The organism is Streptomyces sp. SP18CS02 (genome assembly GCF_036322365.1).
Lineage (GTDB): Bacteria > Actinomycetota > Actinomycetes > Streptomycetales > Streptomycetaceae > Streptomyces.
This window is the reverse complement of sequence record NZ_JAQYXC010000281.1, coordinates 327790-348036: the sequence shown is the minus strand read 5'-3', so window position 1 is coordinate 348036 and position 20247 is coordinate 327790. Positions and strand designations below refer to the sequence as shown.

The window sequence follows — 20247 nt, the reverse complement described above, 5'->3', positions numbered from 1 at the left end:
CACAACCGCTGTAACATCGACGATGCTAAGAACGTGTTCCACTTCGCACAAGCCCTTGGAACGAGCAAGCGCTTAGAAGTTACGGCCTTCGGCCGACGGGCGCACGGTGCCACCCGGGTCATGGCCGCGGACGGCGCACGCCAGGGTCCGCACGACAGGCGCCAGGGGGGTGTCTCGTCGATCGGGCGGGACGGGTGAGCGACGTCTGGTGCCGTTGCGTCGCACGGCGGAGGAGGCGACACGGTAGGGGTACCCCCGTGCCCGGAGGGCCACGGGGGACGACGTCGACCGAGGACAACGCGGCGTGGGGGCACCTCCCGTGCCCGAAGGGCTACGGGGGTAGGCGGTGCCAGGGGTCGCGAGCCTGGCAGGACCGGCGAGACACCCCCTAACCTCTGCCTCCGACGACACAGCGCGGCACACGCGGCACGAACGGCGGAGGCTCGATGGACAGGCTGAAAGACCCGGCACGGGCGTATGACGTCGTGCTCTTCGGGGCCACCGGATTCGTGGGCGAGCTCACCGCCCGCTACCTCGCCGCACACGCGCCCGCCGCCTGCCGCTGGGCACTGGCCGGGCGCGACCAGGAGGCGCTGGAGCGGCTGCGCGAGCGGCTCGCCGCCGTCGAACCCCGGTGCGCGGACCTCCCCCTGCTGCACGCCGACGCCACCGATCCGGACTCGCTGCGCGCACTCGCCGATTCCGCCCGGGTGGTGGCGACCACCGTCGGCCCCTACCTCTGGTACGGGGAGGGGCTGGTCGCGGCCTGCGCCGAGGCCGGGACCGACTACGTGGACCTCACCGGTGAGCCCGAGTTCGTGGACCTGATGTACGTGCGTCATGACGCGCGGGCCCGGGAGACGGGGGCGCGCCTCGTGCACGCCTGCGGCTTCGACTCCGTCCCGCACGATCTGGGCGTCTACTTCACCGTCCGGCAGCTGCCCGAGGGGGTGCCGCTGCGCATCGACGGCTTCGTCCGCACCAACGCCGTCTTCTCGGGCGGCACGTTCGCCTCCGCGCTCACCGCGATGGGGCGCGGCCCCGCCATGCTGCGGGCCGCGCGCGAGCGGCGGCTGCATGAGCCACGGCTGGTGGACCGCCGGGCGCGGGCGCCGCTCGGCGCGCCGCGGTACAGCCGGGAGACGGGAACGTGGGCGCTGCCCCTGCCCACCCTGGATCCCGGCGTCGTGGCCCGTTCCGCGAAGGCGCTGCCCCGGTACGGCCCGGACTTCCGCTACCGGCACTACGCCGGCGTACGGACCCTTCCGATGGCGCTGGGCGGGGTGAGCGCGGTCGGGGCGGGTCTGGCACTGGCTCAGATCCCGGCCGCCCGGCGGTGGCTGATGAGCCGTTACCAACCGGGACAGGGGCCGGACGCCGAGCGTCGCGCGCGCAGCTGGTTCACGGTCCGGTTCGTCGGGGAGGGCGGCGGGCGCAGGGTGTTCACCGAGGTGTCGGGCGGCGACCCCGGCTACGGGGAGACGGCGAAGATGCTGGCCGAGTCCGCCCTGTGCCTGGCCTTCGACACCACCCTGCCGAAGACCGCGGGCCAGGTCACGACGGCCGTGGCGATGGGCGACGCGCTGCTGGAACGCCTGCGGGCGGCGGGCATCGGCTTCCGCGTCGCCGACCTGCGCTGACCCGGCGGCCGGGCGGGCGGTACCCGCCCGTCCGCCGTCACGGCGACCGCGGCCGCTCCCGCCTGTTCCCGGCCGTCGCTCAGTGGCCCACGAGACAGAAGGGATGCCCGGCCGGGTCGGCGTAGACGTGCCACCCTCGGCCCGGCTCCCCTTCCTCCAGCAGTACGGCACCGAGCGCGAGCGCCTCGTCCCGCGCCCCGTCGAGGTCGGGCACCGCGATGTCCAGGTGGGCCTGCTGGGGCCGCTCGGGATCCGGCCACGCCGGCCGCCGGTAGGCGTCGACCCGCTGGAACGCCAGCACCTGTCCGTTCTCCAGGTGCAGTGTCGCCCAGTGGTCGTCGAGCGACCAGCGCGGGTCCGGCCGGTTCACCTCTCCGCCGAGCAACCGGCCGTAGAAGTCCGCGAGTTCGCGGACGTCCGGACAGTCCAGTACCACACACTGCAGGGAACCGAGCACGGGAAGCGTCCTTTCACGGGGCCGACACTTGAGCAGTGATCATGACAGCCCCGCCCTCCGCCGGGATCGACGGGGCGCCACGAACGCGACGGCCGTCGTGGACGCGGAGCGTGCGGGGCTCCCGGGGATCGCTCCCCTACGCGGTCGCCCGGCCTCCGGACGCCTCGCGCAGGGCGGTCCGGCAGAGGGCGTCGGCCCGCCGGGTGGTCTCGGGCAGCCGGTATCGGGGCGTCAGGTTCAGGGTGTGCGCGCAGGCGTTGTCCAGGGTGACGCGGTGCCCCGACGAGACGAACACCGGCTTCACCCCGGCCCGGGTGCGCAGCGCGCGGCCGACCTCCTCGTCGCCGGCGAGGAGGGGGCCGGCCGCGCCGCGGGCCTGGCCGGGCTGCTCGTACGAGAACGTGAAGGGGTTCTTGGCGACACCGATCACCGGCAGGCCGGTGAGCACCCCGAGATGGCTGGCGAGCCCGAAACGGCGCGGGTGCGCCTGCCCGTAACCGTCGCAGACCACCAGTCCGGGGCCGGTCGTGAGCGCGTCCAGGGCCGCCAGGACGGTGGGGATCTCGCGGAAGGCCAGGAGGCCCGGGACGTACGGGAAGGAGATCCGGCCGACCGCCGTCACCTCCTCGACCACGGCGAGGGTACGGGCGTCCAGGACGACGGCGGCCGCCGCGACGAGGTCGTTCTCGTCGTCGTACGCCACGTCGACGCCGGTCACCAGGCCGGTCCCGGGTGGTGGGCCGGGCTCGTCCAGGATGACGCGTCCCCGCAGTCCGTCCTGGACGGCCAGGGCCTCGGTCTCGGTCGTCGGCCAGTCGGCGGGCGTTGGGATGATCTTCATGATGCCCGCCACCCTACGGCCGCCGGGCGGGCTCAGTACCAGGGCGTGTACGCCAGGTCGTCGCCGTGACAGGAGAGGATCGCGCGTGAGAGGCGCCCGTTCAGATTGTTGGCGATCTTGGTGTAGGCGTAGGTGATGCCCGGATCGACGGACTCGGAGACCCAGCCGCCGCCGTCGGCGCGCTGGGCGACCGCGACACAGTCCCCCGGCGCGTCGTCGATGCGGGCGAAGGAACCGCACCTCGACGAGTAGAAGTACGTGAGCTTGATCCCCTGCCACGAGGCGGTGTGCTTCTGCGAGAACGTGCCCACGCACCCGGAGACGGTCGGATACGAGCCTTCGTAGGCGTACGCGCCGTAGTTGCCCCCGCTGTAGGACGCGGCCTGGGCGCTGAAGGGGGTGAGGACGACGGCGATGAGTGCGCCGGCGGCGGCCAGCGCGGTCGTGAGGATGCGACGCTGCATGATTCCTCTTTCCGGTCTCGGTCGTGCGGGCACACGACGCGCCCACCGTAGGGTGTGGCCCGATGCGCCCCTCTTGGGAAGGGTCGCGATCCGGTCGGATGTGACCTGCCCGGACACGCACATGGCGGTACGCGCCCCAGGTTGCCGCGCCGGCGTCCGGTCCGGCCGATGGCGGGTTCCGGCCGGTGCCCTCTTGCGGGGCTCCTCGCCCACGCGGGAGCCGGACGGACCGGGGCCGTCGGGGCGCTACCGCGCCCGGCCGGTCGTGTCGTGGGCCGTCGGCAGGGACAGACGCGCTGAGGCCGCGTCGAAGTCGAGCAGGGCGCCCACGGGGTTGCCGGTGGCGTAGCGGTGGTCGGCGGTGTCGATGACGAGGGCGACGCGATGGCCGGCCGGGACGGTCCACGCGGTGGCGGGCAGCGCCAGGGAGGCCCTGACCGGCGTGCCGGGGACGGCGCGGAAGGCGCGTGGCTGGTGGGTGAGGAGGCGGGCGGTACCGAGGGGGTCGACGTCGTAGAGGTGGACGACGAAGCCGCCCGCCCCGGCCGACGGTGTGAACCGGATGTCCAGATGGGGGCTGCCCCTCAGTGCCCACGGCCGCGGCAGCGGGGAGGAGTGCCAGACGGCCGCCACCGGTGGGCCGAGCAGGGGCCGGAAGGTCGTCGGCGGCAGGCCCGCGCCGTCGAGCAGCCCCGAGACGGGGAAGGCGCCCGAGTCGGCCGGGGAGTCCGCGCCGGCGACCAGGCGCAGGGTGGCGGCGCTCGCGCCGGGGGGCCGCACGGCTACGGGGCGACGGCTCCGTTCGAGCGCGGCCCAGCCGGGATACGTCTCCACCCGCGCGCCGTCGCGGGGCCGGACGAGCAGAGGGGGCAGGCGGTCGGCGCCGTTGGGGACGGCGCGCAGGTGGTGGTCGAGCCATGCGAGCGCGTGGTGGCGGGTCCGCGCGGGGCTGTCGAGGAGCTCGGACTCGGCACTGCTGGAGTCACCGTGCCCACCGGGGTTCATCCACAGCTGTCTGGGGCCGGTGAGGGCGTCGAGGAGGGCCCCGGTCTGGCCGGCGGGGACCAGGGGGTCGCTCCACTCGCCCGACAGGAACACGGCGGTGCCATGGGCGTTGAGGCGCGCGGCGTGGGTGAGCGGGGAACGCTCACGGGCCCAGGTGCGCAGCGGGTCCGCTCCTGCCCCCGTACGCATCCGGTCGAAGGCCTGCCGGGTGGCCGGGCTGAGACGTCCGTTGAGGCGGCCGAAGAGCTCCTGATAGGAGGAGACGGAGGCGGCGCGGGTGTCGCCGGGCAGGTAGGCGGCGTTCAGGTCGGTCCAGGGGCACAGGGCGGCGACGGCGCTGACGCGCCGGTCGTGGGCGGCGGCGTTGAGGGCGAGGGCGGCGCCGTAGGAGCTGGCGAGCATGCCGACCCGGCGGGGGTCGGCGGTGGTGTGGTCCAGTGCCCAGGTGACGACGGTGGCGGCGTCGGCGACGTCGACGGGGCCCGCCATGTCGATCTCGCCGCCGGATCGGCGCAGGCCCCTGGGGTCGTAGGCGACGACGGTGTAACCGGCCCGGGCCAGGGACCGGTTGCGGTCGAGGAGCATGTCCAGGGGCATCACCCACCAGGCTCCCGGCACCACCAGCAGGGGGTGGGGGCCGGGGCCGGGGGGCTGGTGGACGGTGGCGGCGAGGGAGGTGCCGTCGGCCATGGTGATGGCGGCGCGCCGAACCGTGTCCTGGCTGCTCTCTCCGACGGAGGCTTCGGGTGCGGGCGCGGCCGCCGCGGGCGGGGCCGGAGCCCCGGACAGGGCGAGCAGGGAGGCCAGCAGCAGCCGCGCCCCGCTCATCCGGCGGTCGCCCGGTGGGCGGGGAGGGACTGTTCGATGAAGTCGGCGGCGGCCCGGGCTCCCCCGGCCTCGGTGATCTCGTGGCGCAGGGCGGCCACGCCGCGGGCGATGCCGGCGTCGGCGGTGACCCGCCGCACCGCGTCCAGGAGGGCGTGCGCGGTGGCCTGCTCCCGCGGCAGACGGACGCCGAGGCGGAGGTGTTCGACCAGGTGGGCGTTGGCGTGTTGCTCGGCCATCTGCGGGACGGCGACGAGCGGGACGCCGTGGGACAGGGCCTCCATGACGCTGCCCATGCCGGCATGGGTGATGAAGGCCCGTGCGTGGGCGAGGACTTCGAGCTGCGGAACACCGGCGTGGACTTCGACTGTGGCGGGCAGGGACCCGAGGGCGCTCGGGTCGACGGCGCCGCCGATCGACATCACCACGTGCCACTCGGTGGCGGCGAAGGCGTCGACGCACGCCCGGTAGAAGTCGGGGCGGCGGTTGTACTGCGAGCCGAGGGAGATCAGCAGGACCGGCCGGTCGCCGGTGGGCGGGCACCAGCGGCCCTGGTGGGAGCGGTCGCCGAGGGCGGGACCGACGTAGGCGACGCTGCCCGCCGTGACGGTGTCCGCCTTCCGCTGGAAGGCGCGGGGGAAGAACGCCACCGCCCTGCGGGGGGCCAGCGTCAGCTCGTGGACCGATTCGGTCACGCCGTGCGCGGCGAGCGCGTCGCTCAGCTCGGTGAAGCCGGGGATGTGGGTGATGTCCGGTACGCCGAGGAGTTCGGGGACGATGCCGTCGTAGGGCAGGTGGGTGGGGGCGAGTTGGACGGCGGGGACCTGCCAGCGGGCGGCCAGCAGGGGACCGGACCAGGCGTACATGTCGTACAGGACGAGGTCGGGGCGGTCCTCGGCGAACGCGGCGGCCAGCTCGGGCAGGGCGCCGATGGTCTGCCCGATAGCCGTCGTCACACCGGCCGCCAGGTCCTCGGGGGCCTCCTGACCGGTGCCGCCGGGGTGGTGGACGACGGGTTCGGCGCCGCATGCCTTGACCGCGCCGGCGAACTCCTCGGTGACGGCGTAACTGACCCGGTGTCCCCGGGCGACGAGTTCCGACACCACCGCCAGGGTCGGAAAGACGTGGCCCTGCTGGGGCACGTTGAACACCGCGATGTGCGCGCGGCGGGGAGACGGGACGGCCATGGATGCTCCAGTACGAGGGAGGGGAACGACGTGATGTTGATCAAACGGCCGGATGGGCCGACGGGTGGTGCGGCGGACGTCCGGATCGCCTGAACGAGAGCGCTCACGGGGGTCGTTGACGGGACCGGCGCCGGTGCGGCGGTCGCGTCGGCGTGGGTGCGTCAGACGCCGGCGGCCACGGCGGAGGCAGGGGGCGCACCGGCATCGCGGGCTTGCCGCGATCGGGGGCGGGTGGCGGGACGCACCCGGGGCAGTACGCTCGCGGCCGGCGCCATGGAGGTTCCCGCCCGCGGGACGGCGGTGAGCGCCGGGATCGCGGGCAGCGCCGTCAGCGGCGCGACATGGCCGAGCCCGCCCGGGAACACCGTCAGGCCGTTCACCGCGCACGCGCCCCACGCCCCGATCCGGCGTGTCACCGCCGCACCAGAGCGGCCGCCCGCGCGTCGCGCTCCACGGGAGCGCCGTCCGGCACCGCGGTGTGGCGGCGCATCACCACCAGGCCGTCCGGGCCGAGGGGGAGGAAGCAGGCCCCGTGCTCGCGGGTCACGTGCCGGGCCGCCTGCGCGGGGCGATCGAAGTACACGTCCCCCGCATGCGCGGGGCCGGCCCCGGTGAGATGGGCGCGTACCGCCTCCGTCACCGCCACCGCGGCCCTCCGGGCGTACAGCAGGTATCCGTCCGCGTTGGGGTGGAACCCGTCCGGGCAGTACAGCTCCCGCGGCCGGTCGCGGAAGGCGTCCGTGGACAGGGAGACCACCGAAGCACCGTGGGCCAGCGCGGCCGCCGCCTGCTTCCGGGCCAGCCGGCGTGAGCGCGCGGAGGCCACCGGGCCGACACCCCGCCGCAGGGCCGGGGCCGCCCCGATGTCCGCGCACGCACCGACCACCACCTGCCAGCCCGCGCCGCGCAGCCGGGCGACGTACCGACCCAGACGGGCGGCCGGGCGGCGCACCGGCAGGGGGAGCATCACATCGTTGCCGCCGACCAGGATCAGCGCCACTCCCCGGTCCGGTCGGGCGAGGGCCGCTTCCACCTGCCGGGCCATTCCCGCCGTCGTCACCCCCGCACGTGCCAGGACGTCGACCTCCACCGCGCAGCCGAGCTCCGCCACCAGCCCCTCGGCCAGCCGGAACCCGTTCGTCTGCCCGCGCTCGACCACGCCCACCGTCACCGCCGAGGAATCCCCCAGCAACACCACCGGCACCGAAGGCGCTTCGCCGCTCCCGTAACGCCCTTGCGCACTGGGCGACTTGCGGCCGTCCCACAACTCCCCGCGCACCAGCAGCCACGCGTACCCGCCCACCAGCGCCCGACGCACACGGCGCCTGGTCCGCCTGCCGCGTCCCGTACTCCCACCCACCATGACACTCCCTTGTCAGGACCTGACCTGTCATCGGCGGCCGATCACGGCCCGCACTCCGCTGGAGGGGAGGGGGCTCCGACCGTCGCCGTGCACCGCTAAACGATCAAGCGGGCCGCAGGAAACGAGAGCGCACACGCCGTGCGGTGGGTGGTCGCGGTGTTCAGGGGGAGGCGCCCGAACGCGGCTTCCACGGAGCAGTGTTCAGGGGCGTACCTGCGTGGGGCGGGGCGACGGGCCGCGGAGCACCGGTCGGGGAGACCGGGGAGCAGGTCCCGGCCGGCCCGTGGGTGCGGGCGGCTCACCGCCGTCGCGGGGGCCTCCTCGGCGGTGCCGAGTCCGTCGATAGGCTGGCGATCATGTTCGTACTGGAATTGACCTACACCGGCCCTGTCGAGCGCGCCGACGCGCTCATGAGCGAGCACATCACCTGGCTGGACACCCACTACGCGTCCGGCGTCTTCATCGCCTCCGGCCGCAAGAACCCTCGGGACGGAGGGGTGATCCTGGCCGTCGGGGACGACCGCTCGCGGATCGAGGAGATCACGGCGGCCGACCCGTTCGTGACCGGCGGGGTCTGCGAGTACCGCGTCACGGAGTTCATCGCGACCAAGACCGCGCCGGAACTGGCCCCCTTCCGGCAGCAGTCGCCCCCGCCGGCCTGAGTCACGACACCCGGCCCCGGGGCTCCAGGCGGGCGACCCGGCCCTTCTCGCCCGAGGCCCAGCAGCCGAGATCCGGCGCACAGTCGACGGTGTCGTACGAGCCGTTGTCCACCGTGCGCCAGGTGAGCCCGCCGTCGGTGGTCAGGTCCGTACCGCCCGGCCCGACGGCCAGCGCGGCGGACCGGCTGTGCGGCAGCCAGGTCACACCCGACCGGTAGCCGGCCGGCGGAGTGTGCGCCTGTCGCCAGGTCCGCCCGCCGTCCGAGGTGACGGCGCCCGCCCGGGGCGACGCCTGGCCGGCGCGGTAGTCCCCGCCGACCGCGAGCCCGTGCGTACGGTCGCGGAACGCGAGGCCGAACACCCCCCGCGCGGGGTCCCCGGCGGGGATCGTCGACTCGGCGACGGTCCAGTTCAGCCCGCGGTCCGGGGAGTGCAGCACACGCCCCGTCGCTCCGCCGCCGGTCGCCAGCCAGACGTCGCTGGGGCCGGCGCTGACCAGGCACTGGCCGCTGGCGGCGAAACCCGCCTCCCCGGGCAGCGCGGCGGGCATGCCCGCACCGGGCAGCACCCGCCAGGAGCGGCCGCCGTCGCCGGTCGACAGGATGCGGTAGGCGCCGTCCACCGGGTCGCTCAGGGCGAGGCCGTTGCGGCTGTCGAAGAAGGTGACGCAGTCGTAGAAGGCCCTCGGGTCGTCGTTGCGGAACGTCTCGTTCCAGGTCGCCCCGCCGTCGGCGGTGCGCAGGATCCGGGACGCCTCGCCCTCGCCGATCGCCAGCACCACCGCGCGGCGGGCGTCGAACGCCTCGATGTCGCGGAACTCCAGCTCGGCGGCGCCGGGCGGGGACACGTTCCGCCAGCTGCGGCCGCCGTCGGCGGTGCGCAGGACGGTGCCGTCGGACCCCGCCACCCAGGCGTCGGCGCGGCCGACCGCCGCCAGCCCCCGGAAGCGGACCTCCGTGCCGGTCTCCTTCAGCCGCCAGCCGGGAACCCGGCCGTACGCCGTCTCCGCCCGGTCGGCGGCGGTCCGCCCGCCGGCGGCCCCGCCGGGAAGCCCCTGCGCGGGGGCCGGCCGCCGCGGCTCCGCCGTGGTGGGAACCGCGTGCGCCGGTGCGGCCAGCGCGGCGGTCAGCGCCACCCCGCAGAGCCCCAGCGACATCATTCGTCTCGTCTTCCCCATGGACGTCATGGCGCGGGAAGCTAGCCCACCGCTCCCACCCCGTCCAGAGCGCCTCCGCGGGGTGCGGTGACACAGGTCACGTCCCCCGCCGATGCACGCACTGGCCGGATTCCTCGTCCTCCCCCCTGTAAGGAGGCGTACGCCGAAGCCTTGTGTTGTAGGGAGCTGGCCTTGTCCAACGTCGTCGAGCAGGCCGTCGAGGCCCGTCTGGTCGCGTCCGCTCCCCGTATGGAGACGGTTCCGGCCACGCTGAAGTACGACCGCGACGACCCCTTCGCCGTGCGGATGGCCTTCCCGGCCCCGGCGGCGCTGGAGGGCACCGAGGTGACCTGGGCGTTCTCCCGCGAGCTCCTGGCGGAGGGCCTTGACGCGCCCGCCGGGGTCGGGGACGTACGAGTACGGCCCTACGGGTTCGACCGGACGGTGGTGGAGTTCCACGCCCCGGAGGGCATCGCGATGGTGCACATCCGGACGTCGGAGGTGCGCCGCTTCCTCAAGCGCGCCCAACACCTGGTGCCGGTGGGCCAAGAGCTGCAGTTCCTGGATCTGGACCAGAACCTGGCGGACCTGCTGCGCGACGCCCGCTGAGGCGATCACGGCGGCAGCTTGCCGGACCGCGCGCCCTCCGCTCGCCACGGCGGGGCCGGGCAGGTCACGGCCGCGCAGGGGCGGACCCGTGCGGGACGGGCCCCGCGGGGCCGGACCGGATAAACGGGTTGCGCCCCGGACGCGGCCGGACGTAGCGTCGTTCCTGGCCTTGTTGTCGCCGATTGGAGTAGGACGTTGCTCGTCTGAGGTTTCGAGACACCGTGTCGCTCAGCCCCGTGCTGCGCGCCGATGTGTGCGACCTCCGCGTACGAGCCGTCCCTGCCGATCGCCGGATCAGGGCCTTCGCGCTGTCCGGACCCCTGGTCCCGACCGGTCGCCCGGTGTCTCACCCGTTGCCCAGCCCATCACCCACGCAACAGGGAGACCCCTATGTCCAGCTCTTCCAGCTCTTCCAGCTCCATCACCTGCACGTCGCTGTCCTTCTCATGGCCGGACGGCACCGAGGTCCTCGACGGCTTCCAGCTCGCCGTCGGCCCCGGCCGGACCGGCCTCATCGGTCTCAACGGCTCCGGGAAGTCGACCCTGCTCAAGCTGATCGCCGGGGAGCTCACCCCGACCGAGGGCGCCGTCCGTACCGCGGGCGAGGTCGGGTACCTGCCGCAGAACGCAACCCTCGACACCGGCCTGCGGGTCGACGAGGCACTCGGCATCGCCGGGACGCGCGCCGCGCTGCACGCCATCGAGGCGGGTGACGCGAGCGAGCGGAACTTCACCGCGGTCGGTGACGACTGGGACGTGGAGGAGCGGGCACGCGCCACGCTCGACCAGCTCGGCCTCGGGCACATCGGCCTCGACCGCACCATCGGCGAGGTCTCCGGCGGCGAGTGCGTCCTGCTGCGGCTGGCCGCGCTCCTGCTGGCCCGGCCCGGTGTGCTGCTGCTCGACGAGCCGACGAACAACCTCGACCTGTACGCGCGGCGTCGCCTCTACGCCGCCGTGTCGGCCTGGTCCGGTGTGCTGCTCGTGGTCAGCCACGACCGTGAACTGCTGGAACTCGTCGACCAGATCGCCGATCTGCGGGACGGCGAGGTCACCTGGTACGGCGGCGCGTACACGGCGTACGAGGAGGCGCTCGCGGCCGAACAGGAGGCGGCCGAACGCATGGTGCGGGTCGCCGAGGCCGACGTGCAGCGCCAGAAGCGCGAACTGGCCGACGCACAGGTGAAGCTGGCCCGGCGCAAGCGGTACGGGCAGCGGATGTATGACAGCAAACGCGAGCCGAAGATCGTCATGGGTGGGCGCAAACGGGCGGCCCAGGAGTCGGCCGGCAAACACCGCATCATGCACACCCAGAAGCTCGCCGACGCGAAGGAAAGGCTCGACGAGGCGGTCGAGGCGGTACGGGACGACGACGAGATCCGCATCGAACTCCCCTCCACGACGGTCCATCCCGGGCGGGGGGTGCTGCTGCTGCGCGAGCTGGAGCTGCGCTACGGGGCGCGGGTCGGCGGCGAGTTCGAGTTGCGCGGTCCCGAGCGGATCGCCCTCGTGGGCCGCAACGGCGCGGGCAAGACGACGCTCCTGCGCACCGTCGCCGGCGAACTGGAGCCGGTGTCGGGCGAGGTGGCAGCACAGGTGCCGCTGCGCTTCCTGCCACAGCGGCTCGATGTGCTCGACGACGAGCTGAGCGTGGTGCAGAACGTCGCCCGGTTCGCGCCGGACGCGACCCCCAACCGGATCCGGGCACGGCTGGCGCGGTTCCTGTTCAGGGGGGCCAGGGCCGATCAGCCGGCCGGGACGCTCTCGGGAGGAGAGCGGTTCCGCGCCGCGCTCGCCGCGCTGATGCTGGCCGAGCCGGCGCCACAGCTGCTGATGCTGGACGAGCCGACGAACAACCTGGACATGGCCAGCGTGCGGAAGCTGACGGCCGCGCTGGAGGCGTACGAGGGAGCGCTGATCGTGGCCAGCCACGATGTGCCGTTCCTGGAGTCGATCGGCATCACGCGCTGGCTGCTGCTCGACGGCGAGCTGCGTCCGACGACGCCGGAGGAGGTGCGGGAGAGCCTGGGGGCGCGCTGACACCCCGCGGCTCCGGGGCCGTGCGGCTCCCCCGGCACAGGGTGCTCGCCTGCCCGCCGGCACATGCGGGCTCCCGGGGGGCCGTGCTCCCTCGCCTGCGCCCGGGGGGGGACCGCACTCCGGCGCGCGGCTCCCGCGGCCGTGCTCCCGGGCCGGCGTCCGGGAGCACGGCCGGCGGCCCGGCGCGCGTCCCAGGCGGCGGACGTGCCCGCGGGCATGCGGGCGGCGGATTTGTGTGCGGGCATGCGGGCGGAACACCGGCGGCCCGGGGATCGACCGGCCGGTTACGGGGTAGGTGACGTCGGTCACCGTTCCCTGCCGCGATCCGGAGAAGTGCCCGTGCCGAGCAGAAGAGCCCTGGTCCGCCGTCCGAGCCCGCGCCTCGCCGAGGGCCTGGTCACCCATGTCGAGCGTCTGCCCGTCGATACCGCTCTGGCGCTCACGCAGTGGGAGCGGTACGTGGAGATCCTGGGCGCGCACGGCTGGGAGACCGTCGCGGTGGACCCGGCCGACGACTGCCCGGACGGGGTGTTCGTCGAGGACACGGTGGTGATGTTCCGCAACGTCGCGCTGATCGCCCGCTCGGGCGCCGAGCAGCGCCGGCCCGAGACCGCCGCCGTCGAGGAGACGGTGGCGCGGCTCGGCTGCTCGGTGAACTGGATCTGGGAACCGGGGACCCTCGACGGCGGGGATGTGCTCAAGGTCGGCGACACGGTGTACGTGGGGCGGGGCGGCCGCACCAACGCGGCGGGCGTCCAGCAGCTGCGGGCGGCCTTCGAGCCGCTGGGCGCCCGGATCGTCGCCGTACCGCTCAGCAAGGTGCTGCACCTCAAGTCGGCGGTGACGGCCCTGCCGGACGGCACGGTCATCGGGCACGGACCGCTGGTCGAGCAGCCGTCGGCCTTCCCGCGCTTCCTTCCCGTGCCGGAGGAGACGGGTGCGCATGTGGTGCTGCTGGGCGGCGGGAAGCTGCTGATGGCCGCGAGCGCGCCCCGTTCGGCGGAGCTGTTCACCGACCTCGGCTACGAGCCGGTCCTGGTCGACATCAGCGAGTTCGAGAAGCTCGAAGGGTGCGTGACCTGCCTGTCCGTGCGCATGCGTGACCTGTACGCATAACCGAACGTAATCGCTCATCACGGCGCCCGGACTTGGCGCAGGCTTACGGCCCCCTTAACCTACGGTCTCGTAACCTACGAGTCCGTAAGTATTTTCCCGTCCCCCAGGAGCACCCGTGACCCTCACCTCTCCCCACCTCGGCAGCTCGGAAGCGTGGACCGACGCCCGGCTGCTGTTCGCGCTGGAGGAGGTGGTCGAGAAGGAACTCAACCGCCATCTCAAGGTGACCAAGGACTGGATGCCGCACGAGTACGTCCCCTGGTCGGACGGCCGGAACTTCCCGGGCCTCTTCGAGGACGGTGAGCCCTGGGACCCCGCTCAGTCCAAGGTCACCGACCTCGGCAAGATCGCGCTCGTCGTCAACCTGCTCACCGAGGACAACCTCCCCAGCTACCACCACGAGATCGCCAGCCTCTTCGGGCGCGACGGCGCCTGGGGCACCTGGGTGCACCGCTGGACGGCCGAGGAGGGCCGCCACGGCATCGTGATGCGCGACTACCTGCTCGCCTCGCGCGCGGTGGACCCGGACAAGCTGGAGCAGTTCCGGATGACGCACATGAGCGAGGGCTTCGAGTCGGACAACCGGCACTCGATGCTCCACTCGGTCGCGTACGTCGCCTTCCAGGAGCTCGCGACCCGCATCTCGCACCGCAACACCGGTCACAAGTCGGGCGACCCGGTCTGCGACCGGATGCTGGCGCGCATCGCCACCGACGAGAACCTGCACATGGTCTTCTACCGGAACCTGCTGGGCGCCGCCTTCGAGCTCGCCCCCGACCTGACCATGCAGGCCGTCCGGGACGTCGTCGTCAACTTCCGGATGCCGGGACACGGCATGCCGGGCTTCGAGCGGGCGGCCGCGCAGATGGCGATCGGCGAGGTCTACAACATGCGCATCCACCACGACGATGTGCTGCAGCCGGTCCTGCGCTTCCTGAAGGTCCTCGACATCGACGGGCTCGGCCCGGAGGGTCTGAAGGCGCAGGAGGAGCTCGGCCTGTACATGCGCGGCCTGGACGCCGAGGCCAGCAAGTTCGACGAGAAGCTCGCGGCCCGCAAGGCCCGGATGGCGGCGCGCGCCGCGGGCTGACCGGCCGTGGGGTCCGCGGGCCGCCTCCGAGTCGCCGAAGGCCGCCGGGGCGGCCGCGTAGCCCCGGAAGCGGCCGAGGCCCTTCGAGGTGTCGAGCCCCGGGGGCCGGGAGCCTTCGGGCTGAAAGGGGCGCATTCCGGTTGCGCCCGGCGCACAGGCCACTCACAGGGCGCGCGACGCTGCCACGTACGCTGTGCCGCGTGAAGCCTGTGACCCGCTTTTTCCTGATCGGCGCCCCGATAGCCATCGTCGCCTCCATCGTGTTCGGTGGAGGCGGCGGCTCGCAGCGCCCCGCCGACATGGCCGATGAAGCCACCGCCCCCAAGGCGACCGGAGCACCGAACCCTCTCAAGACGGGCAGCGCGGACGAGCAGAAGGCGCTGGAGGAGCGGATCGCCAAGATGCCCCCCGGCCTCGCCGCACCGGGCAAGAAGGAGATCGCCGCCCGGCTGGTGGCGAGCGCCGAGAACTCGACCCTCGACTGGCGCGGCCAGTACGACTCCATCGAGGACATCGGCGACGGCAACGGCTATACCGCCGGCGTCATCGGCTTCTGCTCCGGTACGCACGACATGCTCGAGCTGGTCGAGTACTACACGGAGCAGCACCCGGACAATCCGCTCGCCGCGTACCTCCCGGCACTGCGGGAGGTCGACGGCACAGACTCGCACGAGGGCCTGGACCCCGGTTTCACGGCCGCGTGGGTCAAGGCCGCGAAGGACCCCGCGTTCCGTACCGCCCAGGACGTGATCCGGGACCGCGTCTACTTCGATCCGGCCGTGCGCCTGGCGAAGATGGACGGACTGTCCACCCTCGGCCAGTTCGTCTACTACGACGCGATGGTGCTGCACGGCCCCGGCGTCGGGCAGAGCGGCTTCTACGGCATCCGCGACGCGGCCATGAAGAAGGCGCGCACGGTGGCGGAGGGCGGCGACGAGAAGGCGTTCCTCGACGCCTTCATGGACGCGGGCCGGGCCGTGATGAAGACGCAGCTGACCGAGCGGGAGCGCGACACGTCCCGCATCGACACCGCCCAGCGGGTCTTCCTGCGCGACGGCAACATGGATCTCAAGATTCCGCTGACGTGGAAGACCTATGGAGAGACGTTTCGCATCGATGCGCTGTGACCGTCACCAGGCGGCTTCGCGGTAGTCCTTGAGGAACACCCCGGCGACGGGCGAGCCCGCCTCGCCCCGCACGATCGGGTCGTAGACGCGGGCGGCGCCGTCCACGACGTCCAGCGGCGTACGGGTGCCGACGGCGGCGATCCGCGCCTTGCGGGGCGCGGGGTTCTCGTCGGTGATCCAGCCGGTGTCGACGCTGCACATGTACACGCCCTGGTCGGCCAGCTGCTCGGCGCTGGTCCGCGTGAGCATGTTGAGCGCGGCCTTCGCCATGTTGGTGTGGGGATGACCGGCCGTCTTGTTGCGCACGGTGAAGCGTCCCTCCACGGCGCTCACGTTGACGATGTAGCGGCGCGGCCGCGGCGAGGCGAGCAACAGCGGCAGCAGGCGGTCGCAGAGCAGCGCCGGTGCGAGGGCGTTGACGAGCTGCGTCTCCAGCAGCTCGGCGGGGTCGAGCTCGCCGAGGCGGACGGACCAGGAGTTCCGCTCCGAGGGGTCGGCCAGCAGCCCGGCCTCGTCCACCTGTCCTCCCAGTACGAGGGCAAGGGCGCCGCTCGACGCGGAAAGGGCGTTCGGCGGCTCGTAGCCCGGGGCCACGAGCACACCGCCCGGCAGGGCTCCCCGCCGCTCGCCGTCGCCCAGCAGGGCGTACGACTCGGGCGGCCGGCGTATCGTCTGGGCGGCGTTGTTGACGAGTATGTCGAGGGGCTGCCCGTCGGCGAGGAGCCGGTCGCACAGTCCGAGGACCTGCCGGGGGTCGCGCAGGTCGATGGCGGCCACGGTCAGCCGGTCGAGCCACTGTTCGCTGCCCTCGGCCGCGCGGAAGCGTCTCAGGGTGTCCTGGGGAAAGCGGCTGGTGACGAGGAGCTCGGCGCCGTCGCGGAGCATCATCAGCGCGAGCTGGAACCCGATCTTCACCCGCCCGCCGGTGAGCAGCACCCGGCGCCCCGCCAGATCGGTCGCCGAGGCCCGCCGGCCGGTGTTCTCCTCGGCGCAGGCCGGACAGAGCCGGTGGTAGAAGGCGTCCGCCCGTCTGTACGACGACTTGCAGACATAGCAGTGCCGCGGCTTGATGAACTCTCCGGGGCTGTCGTTCCCGGCGACCCGCAGGGGCGCGTCCTCGCGCCGGTCGAGCGCACCGGTGGCGGTGGCGGCACTGATGGCGGCATCGGCGGCTGCCTCTGCGCGCCGACGCGCCCGGCGGCGCTTGTTGCGGCTTTCGCGCGCGAAGGAAGCGGCGAGGACCTCGCCCTGGACGCGCATGGGGTCGTCCAGCGGCAGGGCGCGCAACCGCCCGACCGTGCGGCTGAACGCCGCCAACTCGTCGTCCGTGAGGGTGCTCGGGTGCTGATGCTCCATGCGCAGGTGATCTTAGCGAGGGCCCGCGCGGGTCAGCACCGGGTTATCCGACCACTCGGGAGAGGGACGGCATTTCTGTGCTTTGCTCATGATCTGCCAGGGTGGTCGGCCATGGAATCCGATCTCCGTGTGGACACCGACCAGCTGGGCCGATTCTCCCGCGCCCTGGGCGAATCGCTGACATCGCTCGGGGAGGCCAGACGGGCCCTCGAACACGCCCGGGCGGACCAGCTGGGCACGGGCGCACTCGACGAGGCCTGCGACGGCTTCCAGCAGCGCTGGAAGTACGGCGCGGAGCTGCTGGGCATCCGGATCACGGCGGTCCACGACGGCGTGCGCGCCAGCCACGCGGGATACGACCAGCTCAACCGGGCCATCGAGTCGGCGTTCAAGGCGGTGGAGACGCGTGGCTGAGACGCCCTACCCGCACCTGGGCTGGAACCCGGCACCGGGCAGCCCACCCGAGATCGCGCGGCTGCGGACCAAGCTGTCGTCGTCGGCGACCGCCCTCGGGACGGCCCATCGCCTGGTGGATCAGCTGCTGGGCGAGAGTTCCCACTGGCACGGCGAGGCGGCGGACGCGTTCCGAGAGGCCCTCGACGGCGACCTTCCGCGATACCTGAAGAACGCCCACCGCTCCCTGACGAAGGCGGCGAACCGTCTGGGCGGATGGCACGACGACCTGGTGGGCTACCAGGCCACCGCGAAGCGGTACGAGACACAGGCGGGCCTGCACGCCTCGAAGCTGCAGGCCGCGGAGTCGGCCCACGCCACGACGTCCGCCCGCGCCGACGCCCCGGCCTCCGACCTCCGCTCCGCGGCGGACGCGGTCACCCGCGCGAGGGAGGCCCTGTCGCACGTCCGCCGCCTGGCCCGCGAACTGGAGGAGACCCACCACACGGAGGCGGCCCGGGTGGCGAAGACCCTCAACGAGGCGACGGACCGCCTGGCCCCGAAGGAGCCGGGGGCATGGGACAAGGCCTTGAAGTGGATCGAAGAGGACTTGGGCGACGTGCTGTCCGACATCTCAGCTGTCGCGGGCTTCCTCGGTCTCGTACTGGGTGCCTTCTTTCCGCCAGTTGGCCTCGCACTGCTGATCGTGGCCACCGGCGCAAGCATGGGCGCACTCGCCCTGCACTTGGCGGACCCGAAGGTCACCGCCTCGCTGAAGGACGGCTTCACCGAGGGAAAATTCGATGCGGATTTCTGGGACAGTGCTGTGACCATCACAGGTGACGCTCTGGGGTCTGTCCCTGGCATCGCCTCCTTGGCACAAGGCGCAAAGGTCGGGGCCGGAGCACTTCGAACCGCCTCTGCAGCATCCGAGCCCGGCGCCTTCGGCATCGGTGCAAGGGAGTTCGCGAGTGCCTCCAAGAACACGATCTCCGAGCTGTCCAGCGTGGAGAACCCCCTCCATCAATGGGCTTTACGGGAGACAAGCCCAGCAACGAAGAAGGTGATTACATATGGATTCCCTGCAACGGGGGCCGTAACCGCTGGAAGTCACTACACCTCATACGACGACGACAGTGCAGTGGCCAATTCTGCAACCGGGGTGGACGGCGCACGAGCCGTACTCGAAGACGGCCCCACCTCAGCGGCGAAGGTCGCGCACGCATGGGCCTTGCTCCGCCCATGAGAAGCGACAGGAAAGGTGCTTCGGTGATCGCAGCTACTCGCTCTCCTATGATCTGGTTCCGCCTACCTCCCGGCTACCACACGCTCGATCCATCAACCTACGGACTCTTGGAAAGCGCGGGCGCAACCATTGTCGCGCCGATCATCGAGGGAACACAGCCAACGGGTCAGCTACGTGCCGAAATGCGCGCCGTCGTGGACCTGCTCACGGCGCTCACGGAGCAGGGGTGCATGCACATGGCGCTCGGCGTGCACCCGGACGGAGCGCATGGCGCCTGCACCTCTCTCTTCTCGTTGTCAGCTCTGGAATCAACCGCTCCCACCCCTCAGACGGCGGCAGCACAGGCAGCCCTGGGAATGGCCAACTCACCGCTCTGGCAGGCCAGTCGGCGCGCGCTCCTGGAGCTCCCTGGCGGAACCCCTGCAGCACTCGTCGCGGGCACCTTGACCCCTCCGACGGGTCTGCTGCACAGCTGCGGAATCACGGTCGCCGCTCAAGAGGTCTTCCAAGCGCGGGTGGCGGTCCCATTCCCAGATGCTTCCCATGTCGCCATCGCCGATCTGACCAGCGCAGCCGTACGCCACGCCGAGGAGTACACCGACATCCTCGAAGGAATTGCCCATACTTTCACATTCGTCAACCCGGAATCTCCTTCGGCCGTTCCGAATTCGACATCCTCAAGGATTTTGGACTTGCTGACATGACGCCATCCGGGTCGTTGCCCTTGACGAAGGCCGCATTCGATCATCCACCCACCGATCTAGGTCACAAAAAACTGGTGATCAAGCGCTGGATCTGGCTGATCTTCACTTCCACTGCGGCCATCGCTGCAGGATCTCTGTGTACGGTCGAGAAGTCGTGGGAGCTAGCAGCGTTGAGCTTGTTCTTCTTCTCATTCATGCTCCCGCTCACGGTGATCGCACTTCAGCGCACACGCCGGGTCGCACAGATCCTCCGGACCTATCCCTGGCAGGCGTACGCATGCTCGTACCCGCCGCGCGCACTGGACAGACCCACGGTGATCCGGATCGGCTTCAGCGAGCAGCACACTCCGGTCCTGCGCATCACGCCGTTCTCCGTGGAACTCGCGCGGAAGCAGAACTCCCAACCGGACATGATCTGGTTCGCCGGGGATCCCCGCTTCGGGGGCGTCGTGTCGCCCGTCGGGGGGCACTTCCCCGTCCGGGTCGTGCCCGAGGACATGGGAGACGGCGCTCCTCAGGGGACAGCTGAGGACGATGCCCTCGCCGAGAAGGCCGACCTCGTCAAAGAAGGCAAGGTCCGCAAGACATGACCCTCAGCCCCGCCCGCGCTTCAGCTGGTACCGCTCCTTCTCCGAGAGCCCGCCCCACACGCCGAAGCGCTCGTCGTGCGTGAGGGCGTACTCCAGGCAGGCCTCCCGGCCCTCGCAGGCGCCGCAGAGGCGCTTGGCCTCGCGGGTGGAGGAGCCCGGGTCCGGGAAGAAGAACTCCGGGCCCGTCTGGGCGCACAGGGCGTTCTCCTGCCAGGAGAGTGCGTTGTCGATCGGGGCAGCGGTGTTGGTCGGCATGTGCGACACGCTGCCCTGGCGCGATAAACATGACGTCAACGAAAGATCAACGCCCCGCGCCGGAAGCACCGCAGATCGCCCTTCGTAAGCATGGGCCTCCACGGCGTGATCGGCAAGGCGT

At 72.3% G+C, this 20247-nt stretch carries 20 protein-coding genes; 11 read left to right on the top strand and 9 right to left on the bottom strand.

Going from position 1 to position 20247, the window contains the following annotated elements; translation table 11 throughout:
• The first annotated feature begins 446 nt into the window (after window positions 1-446).
• Window positions 447-1640: a saccharopine dehydrogenase family protein gene (locus PUR26_RS16635; RefSeq protein ID WP_329873154.1), complete on the top strand. Its 1194-nt coding sequence runs from the start codon at window positions 447-449 to the stop codon at window positions 1638-1640.
• Window positions 1641-1719: 79 nt separating this feature from the next.
• Here the strand turns inward: PUR26_RS16635 and PUR26_RS16630 are convergent, their stop codons facing one another.
• The 6 genes from PUR26_RS16630 to PUR26_RS16605 all read right to left on the bottom strand — a co-directional run bounded on the left by PUR26_RS16630 (window position 1720) and on the right by PUR26_RS16605 (window position 7782).
• Window positions 1720-2097, bottom strand: coding sequence for a VOC family protein (locus tag PUR26_RS16630; protein ID WP_329873153.1), 378 nt, complete (start codon window positions 2095-2097; stop codon window positions 1720-1722).
• Between the two features lie 136 nt (window positions 2098-2233).
• Window positions 2234-2938: an endonuclease V gene (locus PUR26_RS16625; RefSeq protein ID WP_329873152.1), complete on the bottom strand. Its 705-nt coding sequence runs from the start codon at window positions 2936-2938 to the stop codon at window positions 2234-2236.
• Between the two features lie 32 nt (window positions 2939-2970).
• Window positions 2971-3402, bottom strand: coding sequence for a hypothetical protein (locus PUR26_RS16620; RefSeq protein ID WP_329873151.1), 432 nt, complete (start codon window positions 3400-3402; stop codon window positions 2971-2973).
• A gap of 246 nt (window positions 3403-3648) precedes the next feature.
• On the bottom strand, window positions 3649-5235 hold the full coding sequence (locus PUR26_RS16615) for an alpha/beta fold hydrolase (RefSeq protein WP_329873150.1): 1587 nt from the start codon (window positions 5233-5235) through the stop codon (window positions 3649-3651).
• Window positions 5232-6419, bottom strand: a complete 1188-nt coding sequence (locus tag PUR26_RS16610) for a macrolide family glycosyltransferase (RefSeq protein ID WP_329873149.1) — start codon at window positions 6417-6419, stop codon at window positions 5232-5234. Before PUR26_RS16610 ends, PUR26_RS16615 begins: the two co-directional genes overlap by 4 nt.
• Window positions 6420-6831: 412 nt before the next feature.
• Complete coding sequence (locus tag PUR26_RS16605; protein ID WP_329873148.1) at window positions 6832-7782, bottom strand: GDSL-type esterase/lipase family protein; 951 nt, start codon at window positions 7780-7782, stop codon at window positions 6832-6834.
• Between the two features lie 356 nt (window positions 7783-8138).
• Between PUR26_RS16605 and PUR26_RS16600 the strand changes: the two genes are divergently transcribed.
• Window positions 8139-8444, top strand: a complete 306-nt coding sequence (locus tag PUR26_RS16600) for a YciI family protein (protein WP_329873147.1) — start codon at window positions 8139-8141, stop codon at window positions 8442-8444.
• A 1-nt stretch (window position 8445) separates the two neighbouring features.
• Here the strand turns inward: PUR26_RS16600 and PUR26_RS16595 are convergent, their stop codons facing one another.
• Window positions 8446-9630: a WD40/YVTN/BNR-like repeat-containing protein gene (locus PUR26_RS16595; protein ID WP_329873146.1), complete on the bottom strand. Its 1185-nt coding sequence runs from the start codon at window positions 9628-9630 to the stop codon at window positions 8446-8448.
• A 162-nt stretch (window positions 9631-9792) separates the two neighbouring features.
• On the opposite strand from PUR26_RS16595, the gene PUR26_RS16590 reads away from it, so the two are divergent.
• The 5 genes from PUR26_RS16590 (at window position 9793) to PUR26_RS16570 (ending at window position 15582) form a co-directional block, all read left to right on the top strand.
• Window positions 9793-10209 carry an SsgA family sporulation/cell division regulator gene (locus PUR26_RS16590; protein ID WP_329873145.1) on the top strand — a complete coding sequence of 139 codons (417 nt, stop codon included), beginning with the start codon at window positions 9793-9795 and terminating at the stop codon, window positions 10207-10209.
• 390 nt (window positions 10210-10599) lie between these two features.
• The gene (locus PUR26_RS16585) at window positions 10600-12249 is read left to right on the top strand and encodes an ABC-F family ATP-binding cassette domain-containing protein (protein WP_329873144.1); all 1650 of its coding nucleotides are present in this window, start codon (window positions 10600-10602) and stop codon (window positions 12247-12249) included.
• A gap of 339 nt (window positions 12250-12588) precedes the next feature.
• Entirely contained in the window at window positions 12589-13365 is a 777-nt protein-coding gene (gene ddaH, locus PUR26_RS16580; protein WP_329873143.1) for a dimethylargininase, read from the top strand.
• Between the two features lie 115 nt (window positions 13366-13480).
• Window positions 13481-14455, top strand: coding sequence for an acyl-ACP desaturase (locus tag PUR26_RS16575; RefSeq protein ID WP_329873142.1), 975 nt, complete (start codon window positions 13481-13483; stop codon window positions 14453-14455).
• Between the two features lie 209 nt (window positions 14456-14664).
• Entirely contained in the window at window positions 14665-15582 is a 918-nt protein-coding gene (locus PUR26_RS16570; RefSeq protein WP_329873230.1) for a chitosanase, read from the top strand.
• A 3-nt stretch (window positions 15583-15585) separates the two neighbouring features.
• Here PUR26_RS16570 and PUR26_RS16565 read toward each other — a convergent pair whose 3' ends face one another.
• Entirely contained in the window at window positions 15586-16938 is a 1353-nt protein-coding gene (locus PUR26_RS16565) for an SDR family oxidoreductase (protein WP_329873141.1), read from the bottom strand.
• A 111-nt stretch (window positions 16939-17049) separates the two neighbouring features.
• Between PUR26_RS16565 and PUR26_RS16560 the strand changes: the two genes are divergently transcribed.
• The 4 genes from PUR26_RS16560 to PUR26_RS16545 are packed head-to-tail and all read left to right on the top strand — an operon-like array spanning window position 17050 to window position 19871.
• Window positions 17050-17352, top strand: coding sequence for a hypothetical protein (locus PUR26_RS16560; protein ID WP_329873140.1), 303 nt, complete (start codon window positions 17050-17052; stop codon window positions 17350-17352).
• Entirely contained in the window at window positions 17345-18577 is a 1233-nt protein-coding gene (locus PUR26_RS16555) for a hypothetical protein (protein ID WP_329873139.1), read from the top strand. The genes PUR26_RS16560 and PUR26_RS16555 overlap by 8 nt, the downstream gene beginning before the upstream one ends.
• Window positions 18578-18624: 47 nt before the next feature.
• On the top strand, window positions 18625-19281 hold the full coding sequence (locus PUR26_RS16550; protein ID WP_329873138.1) for a hypothetical protein: 657 nt from the start codon (window positions 18625-18627) through the stop codon (window positions 19279-19281).
• Between the two features lie 20 nt (window positions 19282-19301).
• Window positions 19302-19871 carry a hypothetical protein gene (locus tag PUR26_RS16545; protein WP_329873137.1) on the top strand — a complete coding sequence of 190 codons (570 nt, stop codon included), beginning with the start codon at window positions 19302-19304 and terminating at the stop codon, window positions 19869-19871.
• A gap of 3 nt (window positions 19872-19874) precedes the next feature.
• On the opposite strand, the gene PUR26_RS16540 is transcribed toward PUR26_RS16545, so the two are convergent.
• Window positions 19875-20126 (bottom strand): WhiB family transcriptional regulator, encoded by a 252-nt coding sequence (locus PUR26_RS16540; RefSeq protein ID WP_329873136.1) that lies wholly within the window; start codon window positions 20124-20126, stop codon window positions 19875-19877.
• Between the last annotated feature and the right edge of the window lie 121 nt (window positions 20127-20247).